This is a genomic window from Actinokineospora cianjurensis (genome assembly GCF_003663795.1).
Classification (GTDB): Bacteria; Actinomycetota; Actinomycetes; order Mycobacteriales; family Pseudonocardiaceae; genus Actinokineospora; species Actinokineospora terrae.
The window spans coordinates 257,207-277,212 of record NZ_RCDD01000001.1; the positions used below are offsets into that span (position 1 = coordinate 257,207).

Sequence of the window (20,006 nt, forward strand, 5' to 3'; positions counted from 1 at the left end):
GTGCGGATTCGCGCATAGGCCGCGGGCGGCAATTCCCAGCCACACCCGGACAAGCCCGCACCGCACGAACCCGCACGCCAACCAAGATCCACTCCAGCCCAGGGGCACTCCCTCCCGGGGGCCGGGGGCCCATCTCTGAAGCTACCGCGTTGAGCGACCTGTCAATAGGGGCACCGCCGAGGGTGTGGACAGGTCGAGGGGTTGTGGACAGCCGACTCCCAGCAGGGCGAGAAAGCGTTCACCCAGGGGATGAATCGGGAGGTCGGGTCGAGGGCTGTGGGTACGCGGGCTGAAGGAGCGGGGTGGGTCAGCGGGGTGGGCTGGAGGCTTGGGCCCAGAAGCGTTGGGGGATGCGGCCCGCGGCGCGGGCCAGTCGGCCTGCTTGGACGGCGGCGCGCATGGCGGTGGCCATTTTCTCGGGGTCGGTGGCTCGGGTGACGGCGGTGGCCAGGAGGACGGCGGCGCAGCCGAGTTCCATGGCCAGGGCGGCGTCCGAGGCGGTGCCGATGCCTGCGTCGAGGATGACCGGGACGGCGGCGCGGGCGACGATGAGTTCGATGTTGTGCGGGTTGCGGATGCCGAGGCCGGTGCCGATGGGTGAGCCGAGGGGCATGACGGCGGCGCAGCCCGATTCCTCCAGGCGCAGGGCCAGCACCGGGTCGTCGTTGGTGTAGGGCAGGACCACGAAACCGTCGTCGACGAGGGTCTTGGCGGCGTCCAACAACTCGACCGGGTCCGGGAGCAGGGTGCGGTCGTCGGCGATCACCTCCAGTTTGATCCAGTTCGTGCCCAGTGCCTCGCGGGCCAACCTGGCCGTGAGCACGGCTTCCGCGGCGGTGCGGCACCCGGCGGTGTTGGGCAGCGGATCGATGCCCAGCCTGCGCAGCACTTCCAGGATGCCGGTGCCCCCCGCGACGTCGACCCGGCGCAGCGACACCGTGGTCAACTCGGTGCCGGACGCCACCAACGCGCGCTCCAGCACCGACAGGTTCGACGCGCCACCGGTACCGGTGATCAGCCGCGACGCGTACTCCCGGTCGGCGATGACCAGCGGGTCGTCCACCTTCACCCTCCCTGCACGGCGGTCAGCACTTCCACCACGGCCCCGGCCCGCACGACCGTCGACGCGTGCACCGCCCTGGGCACGACCTCCCCGTCCACCGCGACCGCGGTCCCGGCCCCCGAAACCCCCAGCACCACCAACAACTCCCCCACCGTCACCCCGTCGGCCAGTTCCCGCTCGGCACCGTTCACCACCACGATCACGCGCGCCTCCCCGACGACCACGCGAGACCAGCAGCGCCCACCCCCGCCGCCCGCGACCGCCGGACACCGTTACCGATCATGCGTCCCTCCCCGAGAACCGCGCGGGATCAGCGGCACGCACCGCGTCCGGCATCTCTTCCCCCCGCAACAACGAGACCACCGCGCCCGCCGTGACCGGGGCCAACAACAGGCCATTGCGGTGATGGCCGGTCGCCACCAGCAGGCCGGGTTCCAGTTGGCCTATCAGGGGCAGGTTGTCCGGACTCCCCGAGCGCAACCCGGCGGCGGTCTCGACCAAGGCGTATTCGGCGATGCCCGGCAGTACCTGTTCGGCGTCTCGCAGCAGGTCGCGGACGGCGCCCGCGGTGACCGACTCGTCGAAGCCGACTTCGAGTTGGGTGGCGCCGAGGACCAGTTCGCCGTCGGGGCGGGGGACGAGGTACACCGGGCGGGACTCGACGTGGGCGCGGATGGTGCGGGTCGGTGCCGGCAGGGTGCCGGGGCGGGCGTGCAGGCGGAGGATCTCGCCCTTCACCGGGCGGACCAACGGGGCCAGCGCCGGGTGCAGGTGGCCGCTCCACGCGCCCGCGGCGACGACAACCGCCGCACAATCCACAGTGGACTCGTCGGCGAGGACTACCGCGTTCGGGTGGACTTCGCGCGCGGTGGCCGTGATGAACTCCACACCCGATCGGCGGCACGCGGTGTGCAACGCGGTGAGCAGGGCGCGGTTGTCCACAGCGAGGTCGCCGGGCACGTGCAGTCCACTTCGGACTCCCTGACCGATGCCCGGCTCCAGCGCGCGCAGCTCGCGCCCCGAGTAGCGCACCGCTTCCCGCCCGAGACCGCGCAGGAACTCGGCGAGGACGTCGAGTGTGCCCACGTCGGCGGAGTCCACAGCGACCGCGAGCGTCCCTTCCAGCCGCAACCCCGGGTCGCCGCCCGCGGCGGTCAGCCTGGCGGCGAAGTCCGGCCAGCGCGCCAGCGACGAGCTGCCGAGTTCGAGGACGTGCTCCTCCCCCGGCCACGACTCGGTGACCGGCGCCAACATGCCGCCCGCCAGCCACGACGCGCCCCTGGCCGGTGTCGGGTCGACCAGGCGCACCGGGTACCCGGCCTCGGCCACCGCCCAGGCGACCGACAGCCCGATGACGCCGCCGCCGACCACGGCGACAGCCCGCTCACTTCCCATGTCCTCACGCTCCCTGCGCCGGCATGACCCGGATCAGGTTCGACGGTCGGAGCGACCCAGCTCCCTCTCAGCCCGTTCCCCGGACTCCCGTGCGACCGACCTCCACCGTAGCGCAGGCGATAGCGTCACCTCCATGCCAGGACTCGACGGGGACCAGATCAGGCGCAGGCTGACCGACGCGCGGCTCTACCTGTGCACCGACGCGCGGACCGAGCAGGGCGACCTCGCCGACTTCGTGGACGCCGCGCTGGCAGGCGGGGTCGACGTCGTGCAGTTGCGCGACAAGCGCGGCGGGGCGCCGCTCGAGGCGGGGCCGGAGCTGCGCGCGCTGTCGGTGATCGCCGAGGTCTGCGCCGCGCACGGGGCGCTGCTGGCGGTCAACGACCGGGCCGACGTCGCGCTGGCCGCCGGGGCGGACGTGCTGCACCTGGGCCAGGACGACCTGCCGGTCGCGGTGGCGCGCCGCGTGGTCGGCGACGACGTGGTGATCGGCAAGTCGACGCACGACTTCGCCCAGGCCGTCAGCGCGGCGGCCGAGCCGGGTGTGGACTACTTCTGCACCGGCCCGTGCTGGACGACGCCGACCAAGCCGGGCCGGGCGGCCACCGGCCTCGACCTGGTGCGGGCCACGGCGGCGACCGCTCCGGAACGGCCCTGGTTCGCCATCGGCGGCATCGACGCGCAGCGGCTGCCCGAGGTCGTCGCCGCGGGCGCGCGCCGGATCGTCGTCGTCCGGGCGATCACGGAGGCCGTGGACCCCAAGTCGGCGGCGGAGGCGCTCGTCGCCGGGCTGCGCACGGCGTAACGGCGCTGGTCCGGTCGGCGCAGGGGTGAGCAGCGCGACACGCTGGTCCACTGTGGACTGGTGCACACTGGAGGGGTGAACCTCGTCACCCTCGATGACATCACCGCCGCCGCCGACCGCGTCGCCGGGCACGCCGTGCGCACCCCGCTGGTGGCGGCCCCGTGGGCGGACCGGCCACTGTGGATCAAGCCGGAGAGCCTGCAACCGGTCGGCTCGTTCAAGATCCGTGGCGCGTTCAACGCCGTGGCCTGCATCGATCCGCAGCGGCGGGCCCGTGGCGTCGTCGCCTACTCCAGCGGTAACCACGCCCAGGCCGTCGCCTACGCGGCGCGCGCGTTCGGGGTGCCCGCGTGGATCGTGGTGCCCGAGGACACGCCCAGGGTCAAGGTCGAGGCGACCCGCGCGCACGGCGCCGAGGTCGTGCTGGTCAAGACCGGTGAGCGGGAGTCGGCGGCGTACGCGATCGTCGAGCGGGAGGACGCCACGCTGGTGCCGCCGTTCGACGACCGGGGAGTGATCGCGGGCCAGGGCACCATCGGCCTGGAGATCGTCGCGGACCTGCCCGACGTCGACCTGGTGCTGGCCCCGGTCAGCGGCGGCGGGCTGATCTCCGGCATCGCGGTCGCGATCAAGGCGCTGCGCCCGCAGGCCCAGGTCTGGGCGGTCGAGCCGGAACTGGCCGGGGACACCGCGGCCGGCCTGGCCAAGGGCGAGCTGGTGTCGTGGTCGGTCGCCGACCGCAACCGGACCATCGCCGACGGCCTGCGCAGCCAGCCGTCCGAGCTGACCTTCGGGCACCAGCGGGCGCTGGTCGACGGCATCGTGACCGTCTCAGAGGATGAGATCCGCTCGGCGGTGGCCACCCTCGCGCACCGCGCCCACCTGGTCGCCGAACCGAGCGGCGCGGTCACCACGGCCGCGGTCCTGCACCACGGCGACAAGCTCCCGCCCGGCCGCACCGTGGCCGTCCTCAGCGGCGGCAACGTCGACCCGGACGCCCTGGTCGCGCTGCTCCAGACCTGATCGTGCCTGATCAGACCGGGTCTGGTCAGCCCCGAGGTGCCGGGGCCGGTGACTCGACGTCGCAGTGGGGACCGGGTGGCGGGGCGGCCAGGACGTTGTCCCGGATGCTCAGCGCCATGAGGCCCCCTGCGGCGGCGAGGGAAGCGCAGATCAGCAGGGCTGTGCGCCAGCCGGAGGTCAGGGCAGCCGGGTCGGTGTAAGCGGCGCCGGTAAGCCCAGCGGCGGCAGGTAGGACAGCCACAGCGAGCAGGCCGCCGGTCCTCGCCACCGCGTTGTTCACTCCGGACGCCAAGCCCGCGTACCGGTCCGGTGCCGCGGCCAGGACGGTCGCGGTCACCGGGGCGACCACCACCGACAGCCCGAAGCCGAACAGGGCGACCGACGGCAGCACCGCGCCCAGGTACGACGCCCCCGGCGCGATCCTGGTCATCAGCAGCATCGCGGCCGCGATCAGCAGCGGACCGGCCACCAGGAACCACCGCGGCCCGACCCTGGCGGCGAGTTGGCCGAAGCGGGCGGAGAGCAGCAGCATGACCGCGGTGATCGGCAGCCCTGCCAGCCCCGCGGCGGTCGGCGAGTAGCCGAGCGAGGTCTGCAGTTGCAGCCCCATCAGCACCATCACGCCGGTCAGCGCCGCGTAGACGACCAGGGTCAGCGCGTTGGACACGACGAACGTGTGGCTGGCGAACAGCGCGGGCGGCACCAGCGGGTTCGCCTGGCGCCGTTGCAGCAGCACGAACGCCGTGAGGGCGCCGAGCCCGACCACCGCGGCCCCGACCACCAGCCAGTCCGCCCCGCGCACCGGCGCCTCGACCAGCGCCGCCGTGATCCCGGCGAGCCCGACGGCGCCGAGCACCGAGTCGAGGATGTTCGGGTGCCCGGTGACCTCCTCGTCGCGGGTCTCCGGCACGCACCGCACGGCCAACCACACGCACACCACGACCAGCGGGATGTTCACCAGGAACGCCAGCCGCCACGACCACGCCTGCACCAGCAGCCCGCCGACCAGCGGACCCACCGCGGCCGCGATGCCGCCGAGGCCGGACCAGGCGCCGATCGCGCGGGACCGGTCGTCGCGGTGGAACACGGCCTGCAGGATCGACAGCGAGCCGGGGGTCAGCAGCGCGCCGCCGACGCCCTGCAGGATCCGGGACGCCACCAGCATCGGCGTGGACAGCGCGACCCCGCACAGGGCCGACGCGATGCCGAACCAGATGACGCCCACCACGAACACCCGGCGGCGGCCGTAGCGGTCACCGAGCGACCCGGCGACCAGGACCAGCGCCGCCAGGGCGAGCAGGTACCCGTTGAGCACCCACTGCAGCCCGGCGACCGAGGCGTCGAGCTCCTTGCCCAGCCTGGGCAGGGCGATGTTGACCACGCTGCTGTCCAGCATCGCCATGCCGGACCCGAGGATCGTGGTGGCCAGGACCCCGCGCGCGCTGGGCGTGCCCCAGCGGACCTGGCCGGTCACGTCAGGACGGTCGGTTCAGCGTGGCGACGAACTTGTACCTGTCACCCCGGTAGACCGACCGGACCCACTCGACCGGTCGCTCGTCGGTGTCGAACGAGTGCCGCGACAGCAGCAGCATCGGCATCCCCACGTCGGCACCGAGCAACTCGGCCTCGTGCGGACCGGCCAACGCGGTCTCGATCGTCTCCTCGGCGTGGCCCATCTCGACGTCGAACCGCTCACGCAGCACCTGGTAGAGCGAGCCGCCGCCGCTGACGTAGCGGCGCAGACCGCGGAAGCGGCCCAGCGGCAGGTGCGTCGTCTCCATGGCCATCGGCTCGCCGTCGGCCAACCGCAGCCGGTGCAACCGCAGCACCTTGGCGCCTGCCCGGATGCCCAGCAGCCTGGCCAGGTCGGCCTCGGCCGGGATCTCGGAGACCTCCAGCAGCTTGCTGGAGGGCTCACGGCCCTGGGCGCGCATGTCCTCGGTGTAGGACGACAGCTGCAGCCGCTGGGCGACCTTGGGCTCGGCGGCGAAGGTGCCCTTGCCCTGCACCCGCAGCAGCCTGCCCTCGACGGTCAGCTCGGCCAGCGCCTGGCGGACGGTCGTGCGGGAGACGTCGAACTCGGTGGCCAGTGAACGTTCGGTCGGGATGGGCGAGCCGGGAGGCAGCGACCCGAGCAGGTCGAGCAAGTGGCGCTTGAGACCCCAGTACTTGGGTTCCCGTTGCACGCGCGCCACCGTGTCCGACCCGTCGGCCGTGGACATCTCCAGCATGGCGTCCCTCCTGAGTATTGCGCCCGACCCGTACAGAATGCCTTGTCGGGGGTGCCGCACGCGATCACACCCCGCCTGTTTGGCCCTACCGTGACCGGCACGGGCACCAGCGCGCCCCGCCGCGCCGTCCCACCTACGGTATGATTGGTCTAGACCTTACCGCCCGGGGTGTCCCGGATGGCGGACGTGCGGCGATCCGGGGAACACCCACCGGTGGCGTTGGCGCGCGGGGACATCCGGCCTTTCCGACGGCCTCGGCCCCGGCCTTGCGGCGCCCGATTTGTCCGATCTCCTCGGCGTCGGGTCAGCCGGACGGGTGGTTCCCCGGAGCTCGCCAGGGCCGGTCGTCCCCGACGCCCCGAATAGTGCGGTGAGCGCCGCCACAGGTGTGTCGGCCGTCACTACGACCGGACTGTACGTCACCCTGCCGGGTGGTCGCGCCGTCCGGCCCGGTGCCGGGTTGCCGCTGGCCCAGGGGTCCGCGCCGGGTCACCCGGGTGCGGTGATCACGTTTCGCCGGGCGGCCCGGCTTCCTAGACTGGGGCGATGCGAAGGACATCGTTCGCGCAGTGGCCCTGTTCCATCGCGCGTGCGATGGACCTGCTCGGCGACCAGTGGACCCTGCTCGTGCTGCGGGAGACCTACCTGGGCGTCCGGCGGTTCGACCGGATCCAGGCCGAGTTGGGCATCGCGAGAAACACCCTCACCGAGCGGCTGGACCGCCTCGTCGGCGCCGGGCTGCTGCACCGCGAGCGCTATCAGGAGCGGCCCGTGCGCTACGAGTACGTGCTCACCGACATGGGCCGCGACTTCTGGCCCGCCCTCGCCGCGATCATGCACTGGGGCGAGCGCTGGCTGGTCGAGGACCGCCCGGTGCGGCTGCGGCACCGGACCTGCGGCCACGAGACGCACGCCGTGGTGACCTGCGCGTCCTGCGGCGACCCGCTGCTGGTGCGCGAGGTGGAGGCGGAGCAGTTCGGCGCACGCTCGGCGATGGTGGGAGGAGCCCGCTCCGCCGAGGGGGTGGAGCGGAGCGGGCAAGGTCATGTTACGCCGAACGGAGTAGCGGTCCGATGACCGGGGTCGCGTTGGGCGTCGACATCGGCGGCAGCACCACCCGCGCCCTGGCCGTGGACGCCACCGGAGCCGTGGTCGGCCGCGGCGTCGCAGGCGGCGGCAACCCGAACACCAACGGCCCGGCAGCCGCGGCGGGCCAACTCCTGACCGCGGTGAACGCGGCACTGGGCGGCTCCGAGGTCGCGGCCTGCGTGATCGGCATGGCCGGGTCGTCCGCCCTGCTCGACCCAGCGGTCGCCGCCGAGTTCGACGTGGTGTTCGACCTGCTGCACCCGAGGGTCGTGACCGACGCGGAGGTCGCCTTCGCCTCCGGCACCTCCTCTGCGGTCGGCACCGTCCTGATCTCGGGGACCGGATCGATCGCGGGCCGCATCACCGGGCGCGAACTGGTCGCCACCTACGGCGGCTTCGGCTGGCTACTCGGCGACGAGGGCTCGGCGTTCTGGATCGGGCGGGAAGCGGTCCGGTTCACGCTGTACGCGCTGCAGAGCGGCAAACCACTGAGCCCCCTGGCGGAGGCAGTGCTCGCAGCGGCAGGACTACCGCTGACCGGCGACCCGCGAATCCCGTTCGGACGACTGATCCGACAGGTGAACCGGGAAGAACCGATCCGGTTGGCCCGATTCGCACCACTTGTGCCGTCTGTTGACGACCCGGCTGCGCAGGACATCGTGTCACGGGCTGCGGGGGCGCTTGCCAGTCAGGCGTTGGCTGTGCACGACAGTGGGCCTGTGGTGTTGGCGGGGGCTGTGTTGCAGACGGTGGTGGGGGCGCGGGTGCGGGAGTTGCTGTTGGGGCACGAGGTGGTGGACGCGAAGGACGGGACAGTGGGAGCGGCTTGGTTGGCCTCGCTGGACGCGTTCGGGAACAACGCGGTGCGGCCGCAGGTCTAGTGCTGGTGCAGGTCTAAGTCTTGCCGCAGGCGCGGGTCTGGCTCGGGTGCAGGTCTGGCTCGGCCCCGACTTGGGCGAGTTGGGCCTTGCGACCGGCAGCTTTGACCGGGTGATTGTCCGCCGCCCCGTTTGTCCACTGTGGACGATTCAGTCACTCGCCCGCCCCTAGTCGATCTCCCGCTGCGCGACTTCGGCCCCGAGTCCGCTTTCGCGACGCCCCTCAAGCCTCTGAGCTGCGGTTCTTCATCTCCACCCGCTCCGACTTTCACCCGTTCCAGTGACAGAAGTTATCCACAAGTCGATCACCGGCACCCTGTTTCAAGATCGTCTGTCGGGGGGTGCCGATAGACTGGCACTGGGACGCCCCCCGGTGTGGGTGGGGGCTGGGCGGGGGTCCTCGCGGGCGCGAAGCGGGCTGGGGCTGGCCTGCGGGCTGGGGCGGGGCTACAGGCTCGGGTGGGGTTAGAGCGCTCGGGCGGGGCTAGAGCGCTTGCGGGACGCGAGAGCGCTTGCGGGACGCGAGACGGCTTGCGGGACGCGAGACGGCTTGCGTGGGACGCGGGAAGGCTTGCGTGGGGTGGGGGCGCTCGGTGGGGAGAGCGGGCGAGGGCCGGTGGTCAGGAGGTCTTGGGCTGGGGTTCGGCGGGGGCTGGGAGTTGGGGGTGGCGTAGGCCGGGGTGGTTGGTGGGGAGGGATTTGCGGAGTACGGCCGCGCTCACCGCGATGACCAGGGCCACCAGGGGCCAGGAGAGGGCTACCCGGGCGATGGCCAGGGCCGTGACGTTGCCCAGCCACCAGAGGGTGGCGAAGACGGCTGTGCGGAGGGTGTACTGGAGGACCCAGATCCAGCTCGCGCGGCTGTAGGCGCGGAGCAGGGCGGGGTCGCGGCGCCAGCGGGAGCGTTGGCCGAGGAGGAGGCCGACGACCACGCCGAGCAGCGGCCAGCGGAGGGCGATGCTGGCGGCCCAGACGAGGGCGCTCGCGGTGTTGGACAGCAGTTGGACCAGGAAGAAGTCCTCCGCGCGGCCGGTGTGCAATGCCACCACGGCGCCCACCGCGACCACGGTCATGCCGCCGAGGACCGCGGTGACCTTCTCGCCCCTGACCAGCCTGATCACCGCGACGGCGGCGGCGACGGCCAGGGCTGCCGCGGTCGACCAGCCGATGGCGGAGGTGAGCAGCCAGGCGGCGGCGAAGGCCAGCGGGGGCGCGGTCGCGTCCAGCGCGCCCCGGCGGCCGCCGAGCAGGTCGGACAGGGAGTCACTCACCCCTCCAGCCTGCCTGACCGGGGCCGACGACTCCACAGCGGTCGATAGTGTGTGCGGTCCGGGGTCATACTCTGCGCTGACGCGGGGCCGGGGAATGCGGGGGCATACTTGCCGCGTTTGGTTGTCTGGGGCAACGGGGTCGAGGCAAGCCGGGGTCGGGAAAGGGAGGTCGGGCTGTGCATGGGTGGAACAGCTGGATCGCCATCGGGGACAGCTTCACCGAGGGCATGAGCGACGTGGACGCCGACGGCGCCTACGTGGGGTGGGCCGACCGGCTCGCCGAGATGATGGCGGCGCAGCGGCCGGGGTTGCGGTACGCGAACCTGGCGCTGCGCGGGAGGATGCTCCAGCAGATCATCGACGAGCAGGTGCCGGTGGCGCTCACCGCGCGCCCCGACCTGGTCACGCTGTGCGGCGGCGGCAACGACATCATCACGCCGGGCACCGACGTCGACGACGTGGCCGCGCTGTTCGAGACCGCGGTGGTCGCGCTGCGCGAGGCGGGCAGCGAGGTCGTGGTGTTCACCGGACCGGACCCGAAGGTGCAGCCGCTGATCCGCCGGTTCCGCGGCAAGGTCGCCATCTACAACGGACACCTGCACGCGATCGCCGAGCGGCACGGCGCCAGGCTGGTCGACCTGTGGTCGATGGGCGTGCTGCACGACCGCAGGTCCTGGTGCGACGACCGGCTGCACTTCTCCAGCGAGGGCCACCACCGGATCGCGTTGCGCACCGCCGAGGTGCTCGACATGGACGTGGCGCAGGACTGGCGCGAGCCGCTGCCCGTCGAGGACCGGAAACCGTGGCTGCGGCTGCGGCAGGACGACCTCGCGTGGACGACGACGCACCTGATCCCGTGGGTGCGCAGACAGATCACCGGGGAGTCCCTCGGCGACGGCCTGCACCCCAAGCGCCCGGAACTGGCGCCGGTCCGCAAGGACGACCGCACCGCCGGGGTGTGAGTGGACGTCCGAAATGGCCGTCCACGGCGACGAAGGGCGACAACGACGACCGGCCGGCTCTCCCTCCCCCGAGAGCGCCGGCCGGTACGTCGGGCCGCACCCCCGTCTCCCGCCGCGGCCCTGGATGACCGTGGTCACCCTGCGCGCAGAGGGTGCCGGCCTGCTTCGCGCACCGGCTAAGCGTTCGCTAAACGTCCGTCGGCAGCGCCGCGAGTCCGGCTTGGACGGCCTGCGCGGCCGGTGACTGGACGAGCCGGTAGAGCTCCAGGGCCAGCATCAGCTCCACCCTGGCCGCCGCGATCTCGCCGCGGTCGCGCAGCACCCTGGCGAACACCTCGCGGGCGAACGCCTCGGTGAGGTCGAGCCCGTTGGCCTCCGCGAGCGAGATCGCCTCCTTGGCGTGGACCTCGGCCGCCTCCGGCAGGTTCAGCTCGTGCTCCAATTCGGCCAGGTTGGCCAGCGCCAGCCCGACGAAGCCGAGATCGCCCACCTCGCGGAAGATCGCGACCGCCTGCGCCTGCGGGGTGACGGCCTCGGCCGGGGCACCGAGGTTGCGGTGCACCTGCGCGATGTTGTTGAGCAGGTTGGCTTCCCCGAGCCGGTAACCGGCGCGACCGGACAGCTCCAACGCCTTGCGGTAACCGGCCAGTGCCTCGTTGTAGCGGCGCTGGCCGTAGAGAGCGCTCGCCACCGTGTTGAAGCCCATCGCCATCAGCTTGGAGTCGCGCAGTTCGGTCGCGATGGCCACGGCGCGCTCGGCGTCGGCCACCGTCTCGTGCTCCTGGTCGAACCGGGTGAGCAGCACGCACCGGCTCAGCCGCATCAGGACCTCGCCCCTGCGGTCGCCTGCCGCTTTCGCCGCGTCGAGCCCCAGGCGCAGCACGTGTTCCCAGTCGTCGCGGCGGGAGCGGACCCGGCGGAACTCGCTCGCCATCCTGGCCAACTGCCAGACCTGGGTGTGCAGGCCCGCTTTCGCGCCCGCCTCGGCGGCGGCGACCAGGTTCGGCCACTCGCGCTCGAACCAGGCGAGCGCGTCCTCCCTGCCGCGCACCGGTGGGCGGGGCACCTCCGGTTCCGCCTCGGAGTAGTCGATGTCGTCCGCCGCGGCGCGCAAGTGCCTGCGGCACAGGTCGGACGCGACCAGGTAGTAGCGCAGCACCGGTGGCAGCAGGTCGTCGGCGCCCAGTTCCCTGGCGTAGAGCCGCACCAGGTCGTGCATGCCGTAGACGTCCGGTTCGGACTCGGTGACCAGGAACAGCGCGGCCAGCCCGCGCAGCCGCTCCCTGGCGGCCTCCGGCGAGCTCCCGGCCATGGTGGCCAACAGGTGCGGGCCGAACGTCGGCCCCGGCACCGCGCCGAGTTGCCGCAGCGTGGCGGCGAGCACCGGGTCGAGCCCGCCGACGGTCAGGTCGAGCGCGGCCCGCACACCGGTGTCGACGTCCTGCACGCGCAGCGCGCCCAGCCTGGTTCGCTCGTCGGCCAACTCGCCGACCAGTTCCCGCAGTGACCACTGTGGACTGGCGACCAGCCGGGCGCCCGCGATCCGCAGCGCGAGCGGGAGGTGGTCGCAGAGCCGGGCGAGCCTGGTGCGCAGCGCGCGTTCGTGGTCGGCGGGTGGACCGGCGGCGTGCTCGATGACCGCCTCGGCCTCCTCCGGCGGAAGGGTTCCCAGCACCCGCAGCGCGGCGCCGTGGGTCACCAGGCCGTCGAGGGTGCGCCTGCTGGTGACCAGCACCATGGAGCCGGGCCCGCCGGGCAGCAGCGGTCGCACCTGGTCGGAGTCGCGGGCGTCGTCGAGCAGCACGAGCAGCCTGCGCTCGGCCAGCAGCGAGCGGTAGAACGCGGCCCGCTCGGCGAGGTCGTCGGGGATGTGCTCGGCGGCGACACCCAGGGCGAGCAGGAACCTCGCCAGCACCTCGGCGGGCTCGATCGGCTCGTGCCTCGGGTCGAACCCGCGCAGGGACGCGTAGAGCCTGCCGTCCGGGAAGTCCGCGGCGGCGCGGGTTCCCCACACCACGGCGAGCGCGCTCTTGCCGACGCCAGCCGAGCCGACCAGCACGGCGATCGCGGGCGCGGTGCCGTCCGCGGTGTCGCGGATGCCGTCCAGCCAGCCGAGTTCGGTGTCGCGGCCGGTGAACCCCGGTGGCGCGGCGGGCAGTTGCGCCGGGGTGAGCACGCCGACCCGCGGGGTGATCACCGGTGTCGGGCGCTGTTCGAGCAACGTGGTGTCGTCGCGCAGTATCCGGCTGTGCAGCTCCCGCAGGCCGGGACCGGGGTCGAGACCGAGTTCGCGGGCGGCGCGGTGCGCGAAGCGCTGGTAGATCTCCAGTGCCGCCGCGCGCCTGCCGCAGCGGTAGAGCGCGAGGACGAACTGCCCCACCAGGTGCTCGCGGAACGGGTGGGTGTCGACCAGCGCGGCCAACTCGCCGATGACGTCGTCGTGGCGGCCGAGTTCGAGGTCGGCGTCGACCCGCGCCTCGATCACGGTCAGCCGCAGCTCGGCCAGTTCCGGCGCGCGGACCCGGCCGCCGATGCCGGAGAGCTCCGGCCCGCGCCACAGCCCCTGGGCCATGGCCAGCAGTTCGGCGCGTTCACCCGCTGGGCGGTCGCGCGACTCGGCGAGCAGGTCGCGGGCCAGCGCGACATCGATGCGCGCCTCGTCGACGACCAGCCGGTAGCCGGGTCCGGTCGTCTGGATCCTGGTCTCCCGCGTCGGATCCACTGTGGACAGCCAGCGGCGCAGCCTGGACACGTAGCCCTGCACGATGGTGCGGGCGGTGGCAGGCGGCTCGTGGTCCCACAGCACGTCCATCACGTGCTCGACGGACACGACCTGGTTCGGCTCCAACAACAGCATCGCCAGCAGTCCACGCAAACCGGGCCCACCCGGCACCAGCGTGTTCTCCCCCACCAGCGCGCACACAGGCCCCAATACGCAAAAACGCGGTCCGCCTTGTTCCGGACGCGTGAGCGCGACGTGCGCCACTCGGTACCACCCCCCGATCGGACCGACTCCCCTAAGCCGGTTCAAGCGCTCCCGAGGACAAACCTAGGGCGAAACAGAACGCGCGGGCGCGGTTGTGGTGGTAGTCAACCGGATGGCCTAACCGTTATGGGTCAGCGTTATGAACTGATACCCCCGCTCAACGGCAGGGGAATGGGCCACTCGCCGAGTGCGGACACCGCACGCGGGGGGCGGGAACAGGTTCGGCCCCGCTGCCACACCGATCCCGACTTCGGTGGGCGCGGGGCCGTACTCCGCCGCAGTTGGTCCACAGCACGTCGGGTTCACCCCGAGTGGGAACCACGACCAGCTCTTGATCAACCGGTGGCAGAGCGTGCCCTGATGGTAACAGATGGATTACGCGTGATCACGAGCGGGTCACCGGGCCAGCGGCTCCGCGCTGCGCGCGGCGATGAAACCGGGCCGCGGCGCGGCCGCGGCGTACGGCTCGACCAGTGCGTTCTCCACCGAGTTGAAAACGACGAAGATGTTCGAGCGGGGGAACGGCGTGATGTTGTTGCCCGACCCGTGCATCAGGTTCGAGTCGAACAGCAGCGCCGATCCCGCGGTTCCGGTGAACTGGTCGACACCGTGTTCCGCGGCGAGCCGGGAGAGCGCCGCGCGGCTCGGGACGCCGATCTCCTGTTCGGTGAGCGAGGCTTTGTAGTGCTCCGCAGGCGTCTCGCCGACGCACGGCACGAAGGTGCGCTGGGAACCGGGCAGCACCATCAACCCGCCGTTGAACGGGTAGTTGTCGGTGAGCGCGATGGACATGCTCACCGCGCGCGGCGAGGGCATCCCGTCCTCGGCGTGCCAGGTCTCGAAGTCGGAGTGCCAGTAGAAGCCCTTGCCGTGGAAGCCGGGCATGTAGTTGACCCGGCTCTGGTGCACCGACACCTCGGAGCCCAGCACCTGCCGCGCCCGGTCGAGCACCCTGGGGTCGCGCACCAGTTCGGCGATCAGCTCGCTGGTGCGGTGCACCTCGAAGATCGACCGCACCTCGGCGGACGAGCGCTCCACGACCGTGCGCTCGTCGGCGCGCACCGCGTCGTCGGTGGCCAGGCGGTCGAGTTCGGCGCGGAAGGTGGCGACTTCGGCCGGGCTGAGCAGGCTGTCGTAACGGGAGTAGCCGTGGGTGTCGTGCGCGGCCAGGGTCGCCGGGTCGATCGGGCCGGTGCGCCCACCCCACACGGTGGGTTCCGTGCGGGCAAAGGGGGCAAGGGGTTCGGCGGTCCTGGTCGGGTACCGGTCAACGGGGCGGGTGTGCCGGGTGTCGGTGGTCAGGGTCATCAGCCCTCCTGCGCTTCGGTGATGAGCGGGTAGACGCCGTTCTCGTCGTGCACCTCCCGGCCGGTGACCGGGGGGTTGAACACGCACAGGGTGCGCATCCGGGTGCGGGGGCGCAGTTGGTGGCGCTCGTTGCCGTCGAGCACGTAGATGGAGCCGGGCGCCAACTGGTGGGTCGCGCCGGTTTCCTTGTCCAGCAGTTCACCCTCGCCCTCGACGATGAACACGGCCTCGATGTGGTTGGCGTACCAGAAGTCGTTGACCGCTCCCGGTTCCAGCACCGTCTCGTGCACCGAGAACCCGACGCCGTCACCGGCCAGGACGATGCGCTTGCTGCGCCAGTGCTCGGTCTCGACGTCGCGGTCGGTGCCGGTGATCCCGGCCAGCGTGCGGACGATCATGGGTTCCTCCTCGCGGGGTCAGCTCCGACCCAGGGTGGCGGCGACGGACTCGGTGAGGACGCCGAGGCCCTGGTCGAGTTCGTCGTCGGTGATGGTCAGCGGCGGCATGACCTTGGCGACCTCGCCGTCCGGGCCGGAGGTCTCCATCACCAGGCCGCGCTCGAAAGCCGCGTGGCACACCGCGCCCGCGGTGGCACCGTCGGCGAAGCGCAGCCCCCTGGCCAGACCGCGGCCCTTGACCTTGAGCCCGGCGGTCGGGTGCGCGTCGGCGATGCCGTGCATGACCCGCTCCACCTGTTCCCCCTTGGCCAGCGTGCCCTTCTCCAGGGTGTCGTCGGTCCAGTAGGTGCGCAGCGCCTCGGTGGCGGCGACGAACGCCGGGCTCACGCCGCGGAAGGTGCCGTTGTGCTCGCCCGGCTCCCAGATGTCGAGCTCCGGGCGCATCAGGGTGAGCGCCATCGGGAAGCCGAACGCGCCGATGGACTTGGACAGGCAGACGATGTCCGGGGTGATGCCCGCGACCTCGAAGCTGAAGAACGGTCCGGTGCGGCCGCAGCCCATCTGCACGTCGTCGACGATCAGCAGGATCCCGTGCCGCTTGCACAGATCGGCCAGCGCTCGCAACCACTGCACGCGCGCGGCGTTGATGCCGCCCTCGCCCTGCACGGTCTCCACGATCACCGCGGCGGGCTCGTTGAGGCCGCTGCCGCTGTCGGCGAGCAGGCGCTCGAACCACAGGAAGTCGGGGACCTGGCCGTCGAGGTAGTTGTCGAACGGCATCGGGGTGGCGTGCACCAGCGGGATGCCCGCGCCGCCGCGCTTCATCGAGTTGCCGGTGACCGACAGCGCGCCGAGCGTCATGCCGTGGAAGGCGTTGGTGAAGTTGACGATCGACTCGCGGCCGGTGACCTTGCGGGCCAGCTTCAACGCGGCCTCGACCGCGTTGGCGCCCGCGGGGCCGGGGAACATCACCTTGTAGTCCAGTTCCCGCGGCGCGAGCACGACATCGCGGAAGGTCTCCAGGAAGTCGCGCTTGGCGGCGGTGTTCATGTCGAGGGCGTGGGTGACGCCGTCGCGCATGATGTAGTCCACGACCGCCTGTTTGAGCACCGGGTTGTTGTGCCCGTAGTTCAGGGCGCCCGCACCCGCGAAGAAGTCCACATAGGACTTCCCGGACTCGTCGTAGAGGTGGCTGCCGACCGCGCGGTCGAACACGACCGGCCAGCCGCGGCTGTAGCTGCGGACCTCGGACTCGAGGGTCTCGAACACACTCATCGGGAAATCTCCCTCCCCAGCGGGAAAGTAGGGCAAGTGGTGGGCGCTAGACCGCGACCGGCCGCGCCGCGGGCTCGAACGGACCGATGCGGTAGAGGTCCTCGGCGGCGTGGTCGTCGGGGAAGTGGTCGGCGGCGAACAGATCGGCCTGGCGCATCAGCGCCCCCCTGCGCCTGGCCAGTGCGCCGAACAGCGCGATGGACGTGGCGTTGTCGGCGGTGATGGTGGTCTCCAGGTGCCGCACGCCGCGCGGGGCCAGGCGGTCGAGCAGGTGGTCGAGCAGCCTGCCCGCGAGGCCCTTGCCGCGCTGGTCGCCGTCGACGGCGATCTGCCACACCACCACGGTGTCCGGCTCGCTCGGCCGGACGAAACCGATCACGAAGCCGACCGGGCGGCCCGCGACCACCGCGACCGCGGAGGTGTCGGCGAAGTCGCGGCACCAGAGCAGGTAGGCGTAAGAGGAGTTCAGGTCGAGGGTGTGCGAATCTCGGGCGATCCGCCACAGCTCGGAGCCGTCCTCTGTGGACGGCTCGGCGATCAGGACGTCGTGCGTTTCCCCGGACATACCCAGGGAACGTAACAGCGATGTTTCGCCGGGTGTGGACGGGGGAAACCGCTGCCCCGCCCGCCACCTGGGGTTTCAGCGGATCACCGGTGAGGAGGACAACACCGTTGTTGTCCTGCGCACCGGGATCGTGTTAGTGCTCAGCCCGCCTCGCGCGACTGCGCCCACAGGTCGATGCCGGAATCCACCGCGTACCGGTCGATCTCGGCCAACTCGTCCGCGGTGAACGGCGCGGCGTCGACCGCGGCGAGGTTGGCCTCCAGCTGGCCGACCGAGCTGGCGCCGACGAGTGCCGAGGTGACCCTCGGGTCGCGCAGCACCCAGGCGATGGCCAGCTGCGCCAACGACTGCCCGCGCCGCTTGGCGATGCCGTCGAGACCGCGCACCCTGGCCAGGTTCTGCTCGGAGAGGAAGTCGGGCGACAGCGACGACTCGCGGCTGGCGCGGGACCCCTCGGGGATGCCGTCGAGGTACCGGTCGGTGAGCAGGCCCTGGCCGAGCGGGGAGAACGCGATGCAGCCCGCGCCGAGGTCGTCGAGGGTGTCGAGCAGCTCGGGCTCGATCCACCGGTTGAGCAGCGAGTACGAGGGCTGGTGGATGAGCAGCGGGATGTTGGCGCCGCCGAGGATCTCCGCCGCGCGCTTGGTCGCTTCAGGCGAGTACGACGACACGCCGACGTAGAGCGCCTTGCCCTGCTCCACCGCGGTGATCAGCGCGCCGACCGTCTCCTCCAGCGGGGTGTCGGGGTCGAAGCGGTGCGAGTAGAAGATGTCGACGTAGTCGAGGCCGAGCCTGGTCAGCGACTGGTCCAAAGAGGACAGTACGTACTTGCGGGAACCCCACTCCCCGTACGGCCCCGGCCACATGTCGTAGCCCGCCTTGGTGGAGACCACGATCTCGTCGCGGTAGGGCTTGAAGTCGCCCGCCAGCACCCGGCCGAAGTTGGCCTCGGCGCTGCCGTAGGGCGGGCCGTAGTTGTTGGCCAGGTCGAAGTGGGTGACGCCGAGGTCGAACGCGCGGCGCAGGATGGCCCGGCCGGTGTCGAACGGGCGGTCGTCGCCGAAGTTGTGCCACAGGCCGAGCGAGACCGGCGGCAACCGCAGACCGCTGCGCCCGGTCCTGCGGTAGGCGGTGGCGTCGTAGCGGCTCTCCTCGGCGCGGTACGGCGCGGCTGGGAACGGCATGGGTCTCCTCGGGTCGCGGGGCGCTACCGGGTGATTCTCGCCCAGCACGCCGCACGGGCGCCGATCGTGCCTCGTGTGCCGCGGCTCAACCGGCTTTGCGGGTGTAGAGCACCGCCTCGTTGAGCTCCAGCCCGTTGACCACCCGCAGCGCGGCCACCACGGCGTCGCCGACCAGGTCGGCGGCGACCTCCGGGTACTCGACCAGCAGGGCCGTCTCGCCGCCGCCGACCGGGGTCCTGGTGATGGTGCCGCGCAGGAAGCCGAACACGGCGACCTTGGCGTCGGGGACGGTCAGGGTGAGCCGGGCGCGGCGGATCGGGGTCAGCCCGCTGTCCCCCGCCAGCAGCGCGTGCAGCAGGTCTTTCGCCTCGTCGAGCAACTCCTCGCCGTGCACGGTGCGGCACTCGCGGTCGACCAGCCGACCGGCGGGCGGCGGCGGCCCGACCAGGCACGCGGTGGTGTCCCACGAGCCGAACCGGGCGGTGTGCTCGACCAGGCGCCGCTCGTCGAGCTCGACCGGGCGCGGCCGGTAGCCGCTCGACGGGGCGACGGTGGCCAGCAGCTGGTCGACCAGCCAGGCCCGCGGCTGGGTCATCAGCTCGGCGCGCAGCACCGCGAGCGCGCCGGGCTGCCCCGCCGCGGCCCGGCGGACCATGTCGTCGAAGGCGGCCACGACCGGGAACGTAAGCCGCCCCGGCGCGCCGGGACCAGCCTCGTCACCCGATGGTGGGGCCTCAGAGACCGGCCATGATGTCGGTCTCGGTGATGCCGGGGCCCTCGCCGTCGCGGATGAACCACTCGGTGCCGAACGCCTGGGCGAAGACCGGGTCCGGCATCGAGAGGAAGAAGCTCTCCTCGGAGATCTGGCTGGCGTGCGCGCGCATCGCGGCCCGCTTGGCCACCACGTACGCCGAGACGTCGACCCGGGCGGTCAGCTCGTCCAGCGGCTTGCCGATCTCCCACTCCTCCTGCGGGCCGAAGTCCGCACCATCGGCCCCGGCGTCCGCGGCGGCGGCGCTCATGTGCTCGCGGACGTCGTCGCGGTTGGCGGTGGCCTGGTACACCCTGCTCGTCCCGGCCAGCTCGGCGGCGCGCTTGCCGACCCGGTGCACCTGGATGTGGTCGGGGTGGCCGTAGCCGCCGTTGTCGTCGTAGGTGGTGAGCACGTCGGCCGACTCCTCGACGAGGATCTTGGCCAGCCGCTCGGCCGCCTCCTCGACCGAGGCGGTCCAGAAGGTGCCGGGGGTGTCGTTGGTCGGCTCGCCCATCATCCCGGAGTCGGTGTAGCCGAGGAACTCCACACGGGACACACCGAGGATCTCGGCGGCCGCGTGCGTCTCGGCGACCCTGCGGGAGGTGAGGTCCTCGCCCGGCGCGAGGAAGCCGTCGTCCACCTCGCCGAGCTCGCCGCGGGTCGCGACCACCAGGACGACGCGGTGGCCCTCGTCGGCGGCTTTGCGCATGACGCCACCGCAGTTGATGCACTCGTCGTCGGGGTGGGCGTGGAAGGTCACCAGTGTTGCCATGAGCACCAAGGTACCCATGGCGACCGACACACCGGCGGGTCAGCCGA

19 protein-coding genes and 1 riboswitch are annotated in these 20,006 nt (G+C 72.1%); of the genes, 5 read left to right on the top strand and 14 right to left on the bottom strand.

The genetic code is table 11. The annotated features are described in order from the left end of the window. Positions 1-307: 307 nt before the first annotated feature. The 3 genes from thiG to thiO form a co-directional block, all read right to left on the bottom strand. Complete coding sequence (gene thiG, locus CLV68_RS01180; RefSeq protein ID WP_121390876.1) at positions 308-1,063, bottom strand: thiazole synthase; 756 nt, start codon at positions 1,061-1,063, stop codon at positions 308-310. Between the two features lie 2 nt (positions 1,064-1,065). Further along, the gene (thiS, locus tag CLV68_RS01185) at positions 1,066-1,266 is read right to left on the bottom strand and encodes a sulfur carrier protein ThiS (protein WP_121390877.1); all 201 of its coding nucleotides are present in this window, start codon (positions 1,264-1,266) and stop codon (positions 1,066-1,068) included. 76 nt (positions 1,267-1,342) lie between these two features. Continuing rightward, positions 1,343-2,458 carry a glycine oxidase ThiO gene (gene thiO / locus CLV68_RS01190; RefSeq protein ID WP_121388789.1) on the bottom strand — a complete coding sequence of 372 codons (1,116 nt, stop codon included), beginning with the start codon at positions 2,456-2,458 and terminating at the stop codon, positions 1,343-1,345. Continuing rightward, positions 2,452-2,559: riboswitch (TPP riboswitch) on the bottom strand. (Overlaps the previous gene by 7 nt.) A gap of 32 nt (positions 2,560-2,591) precedes the next feature. On the opposite strand from thiO, the gene thiE reads away from it, so the two are divergent. Beyond that, positions 2,592-3,263, top strand: coding sequence for a thiamine phosphate synthase (gene thiE / locus CLV68_RS01195; RefSeq protein ID WP_121388790.1), 672 nt, complete (start codon positions 2,592-2,594; stop codon positions 3,261-3,263). Positions 3,264-3,338: 75 nt separating this feature from the next. Further along, positions 3,339-4,286 carry a threonine ammonia-lyase gene (locus CLV68_RS01200; RefSeq protein WP_121388791.1) on the top strand — a complete coding sequence of 316 codons (948 nt, stop codon included), beginning with the start codon at positions 3,339-3,341 and terminating at the stop codon, positions 4,284-4,286. A 25-nt stretch (positions 4,287-4,311) separates the two neighbouring features. Here CLV68_RS01200 and CLV68_RS01205 read toward each other — a convergent pair whose 3' ends face one another. Together CLV68_RS01205 and CLV68_RS01210 are read right to left on the bottom strand one after the other, a co-directional pair. After that, on the bottom strand, positions 4,312-5,760 hold the full coding sequence (locus tag CLV68_RS01205; protein WP_281274623.1) for an MFS transporter: 1,449 nt from the start codon (positions 5,758-5,760) through the stop codon (positions 4,312-4,314). 1 nt (position 5,761) lies between these two features. After that, positions 5,762-6,517 (bottom strand): GntR family transcriptional regulator, encoded by a 756-nt coding sequence (locus tag CLV68_RS01210; protein WP_092779426.1) that lies wholly within the window; start codon positions 6,515-6,517, stop codon positions 5,762-5,764. A gap of 546 nt (positions 6,518-7,063) precedes the next feature. Between CLV68_RS01210 and CLV68_RS01215 the strand changes: the two genes are divergently transcribed. Both CLV68_RS01215 and CLV68_RS01220 read left to right on the top strand, forming a co-directional pair. Beyond that, positions 7,064-7,594, top strand: coding sequence for a winged helix-turn-helix transcriptional regulator (locus tag CLV68_RS01215; RefSeq protein WP_121388792.1), 531 nt, complete (start codon positions 7,064-7,066; stop codon positions 7,592-7,594). Next, positions 7,591-8,487: an N-acetylglucosamine kinase gene (locus CLV68_RS01220; RefSeq protein WP_121388793.1), complete on the top strand. Its 897-nt coding sequence runs from the start codon at positions 7,591-7,593 to the stop codon at positions 8,485-8,487. The genes CLV68_RS01215 and CLV68_RS01220 overlap by 4 nt, the downstream gene beginning before the upstream one ends. A 617-nt stretch (positions 8,488-9,104) precedes the next feature. Here the strand turns inward: CLV68_RS01220 and CLV68_RS01225 are convergent. Continuing rightward, entirely contained in the window at positions 9,105-9,755 is a 651-nt protein-coding gene (locus tag CLV68_RS01225; protein ID WP_121388794.1) for a DUF3159 domain-containing protein, read from the bottom strand. Between the two features lie 176 nt (positions 9,756-9,931). On the opposite strand from CLV68_RS01225, the gene CLV68_RS01230 reads away from it, so the two are divergent. Next, positions 9,932-10,717 carry an SGNH/GDSL hydrolase family protein gene (locus tag CLV68_RS01230; protein ID WP_121388795.1) on the top strand — a complete coding sequence of 262 codons (786 nt, stop codon included), beginning with the start codon at positions 9,932-9,934 and terminating at the stop codon, positions 10,715-10,717. 187 nt (positions 10,718-10,904) lie between these two features. On the opposite strand, the gene CLV68_RS01235 is transcribed toward CLV68_RS01230, so the two are convergent. The 8 genes from CLV68_RS01235 to CLV68_RS01270 form a co-directional block, all read right to left on the bottom strand. Continuing rightward, the gene (locus CLV68_RS01235; protein WP_170224022.1) at positions 10,905-13,628 is read right to left on the bottom strand and encodes an AfsR/SARP family transcriptional regulator; all 2,724 of its coding nucleotides are present in this window, start codon (positions 13,626-13,628) and stop codon (positions 10,905-10,907) included. A gap of 471 nt (positions 13,629-14,099) precedes the next feature. Continuing rightward, a complete protein-coding gene (gene thpD, locus CLV68_RS01240) occupies positions 14,100-15,011 on the bottom strand; it encodes an ectoine hydroxylase (RefSeq protein WP_121388797.1) in 912 nt (303 codons plus the stop codon). Beyond that, on the bottom strand, positions 15,011-15,409 hold the full coding sequence (locus CLV68_RS01245) for an ectoine synthase (RefSeq protein ID WP_121388798.1): 399 nt from the start codon (positions 15,407-15,409) through the stop codon (positions 15,011-15,013). The genes thpD and CLV68_RS01245 overlap by 1 nt, the downstream gene beginning before the upstream one ends. An 18-nt stretch (positions 15,410-15,427) precedes the next feature. Further along, a complete protein-coding gene (gene ectB / locus CLV68_RS01250) occupies positions 15,428-16,684 on the bottom strand; it encodes a diaminobutyrate--2-oxoglutarate transaminase (protein WP_121388799.1) in 1,257 nt (418 codons plus the stop codon). A gap of 46 nt (positions 16,685-16,730) precedes the next feature. Further along, a complete protein-coding gene (gene ectA / locus CLV68_RS01255; protein ID WP_121388800.1) occupies positions 16,731-17,249 on the bottom strand; it encodes a diaminobutyrate acetyltransferase in 519 nt (172 codons plus the stop codon). A gap of 140 nt (positions 17,250-17,389) precedes the next feature. Beyond that, positions 17,390-18,433, bottom strand: a complete 1,044-nt coding sequence (gene mgrA / locus CLV68_RS01260) for an L-glyceraldehyde 3-phosphate reductase (RefSeq protein WP_121388801.1) — start codon at positions 18,431-18,433, stop codon at positions 17,390-17,392. Between the two features lie 85 nt (positions 18,434-18,518). Next, positions 18,519-19,106 (bottom strand): hypothetical protein, encoded by a 588-nt coding sequence (locus CLV68_RS01265; protein ID WP_121388802.1) that lies wholly within the window; start codon positions 19,104-19,106, stop codon positions 18,519-18,521. A 61-nt stretch (positions 19,107-19,167) separates the two neighbouring features. Continuing rightward, positions 19,168-19,959 (bottom strand): PIG-L family deacetylase, encoded by a 792-nt coding sequence (locus CLV68_RS01270; RefSeq protein WP_121390879.1) that lies wholly within the window; start codon positions 19,957-19,959, stop codon positions 19,168-19,170. Positions 19,960-20,006 lie beyond the last annotated feature (47 nt).

Excerpts from the sequence above, each read along its gene's own strand:
- ectA (WP_121388800.1), bottom strand. The coding sequence starts at position 17,249 with ATGTCCGGGGAAACGCACGACGTCCTGATCGCCGAGCCGTCCACAGAG.
- thiE (WP_121388790.1), top strand. The coding sequence starts at position 2,592 with ATGCCAGGACTCGACGGGGACCAGATCAGGCGCAGGCTGACCGACGCG.
- CLV68_RS01245 (WP_121388798.1), bottom strand. The coding sequence starts at position 15,409 with ATGATCGTCCGCACGCTGGCCGGGATCACCGGCACCGACCGCGACGTC.
- CLV68_RS01215 (WP_121388792.1), top strand. The coding sequence starts at position 7,064 with ATGCGAAGGACATCGTTCGCGCAGTGGCCCTGTTCCATCGCGCGTGCG.
- thiO (WP_121388789.1), bottom strand. The coding sequence starts at position 2,458 with ATGGGAAGTGAGCGGGCTGTCGCCGTGGTCGGCGGCGGCGTCATCGGG.
- CLV68_RS01210 (WP_092779426.1), bottom strand. The coding sequence starts at position 6,517 with ATGCTGGAGATGTCCACGGCCGACGGGTCGGACACGGTGGCGCGCGTG.
- CLV68_RS01270 (WP_121390879.1), bottom strand. The coding sequence starts at position 19,959 with ATGGCAACACTGGTGACCTTCCACGCCCACCCCGACGACGAGTGCATC.
- mgrA (WP_121388801.1), bottom strand. The coding sequence starts at position 18,433 with ATGCCGTTCCCAGCCGCGCCGTACCGCGCCGAGGAGAGCCGCTACGAC.
- ectB (WP_121388799.1), bottom strand. The coding sequence starts at position 16,684 with ATGAGTGTGTTCGAGACCCTCGAGTCCGAGGTCCGCAGCTACAGCCGC.
- CLV68_RS01220 (WP_121388793.1), top strand. The coding sequence starts at position 7,591 with ATGACCGGGGTCGCGTTGGGCGTCGACATCGGCGGCAGCACCACCCGC.
- thpD (WP_121388797.1), bottom strand. The coding sequence starts at position 15,011 with ATGACCCTGACCACCGACACCCGGCACACCCGCCCCGTTGACCGGTAC.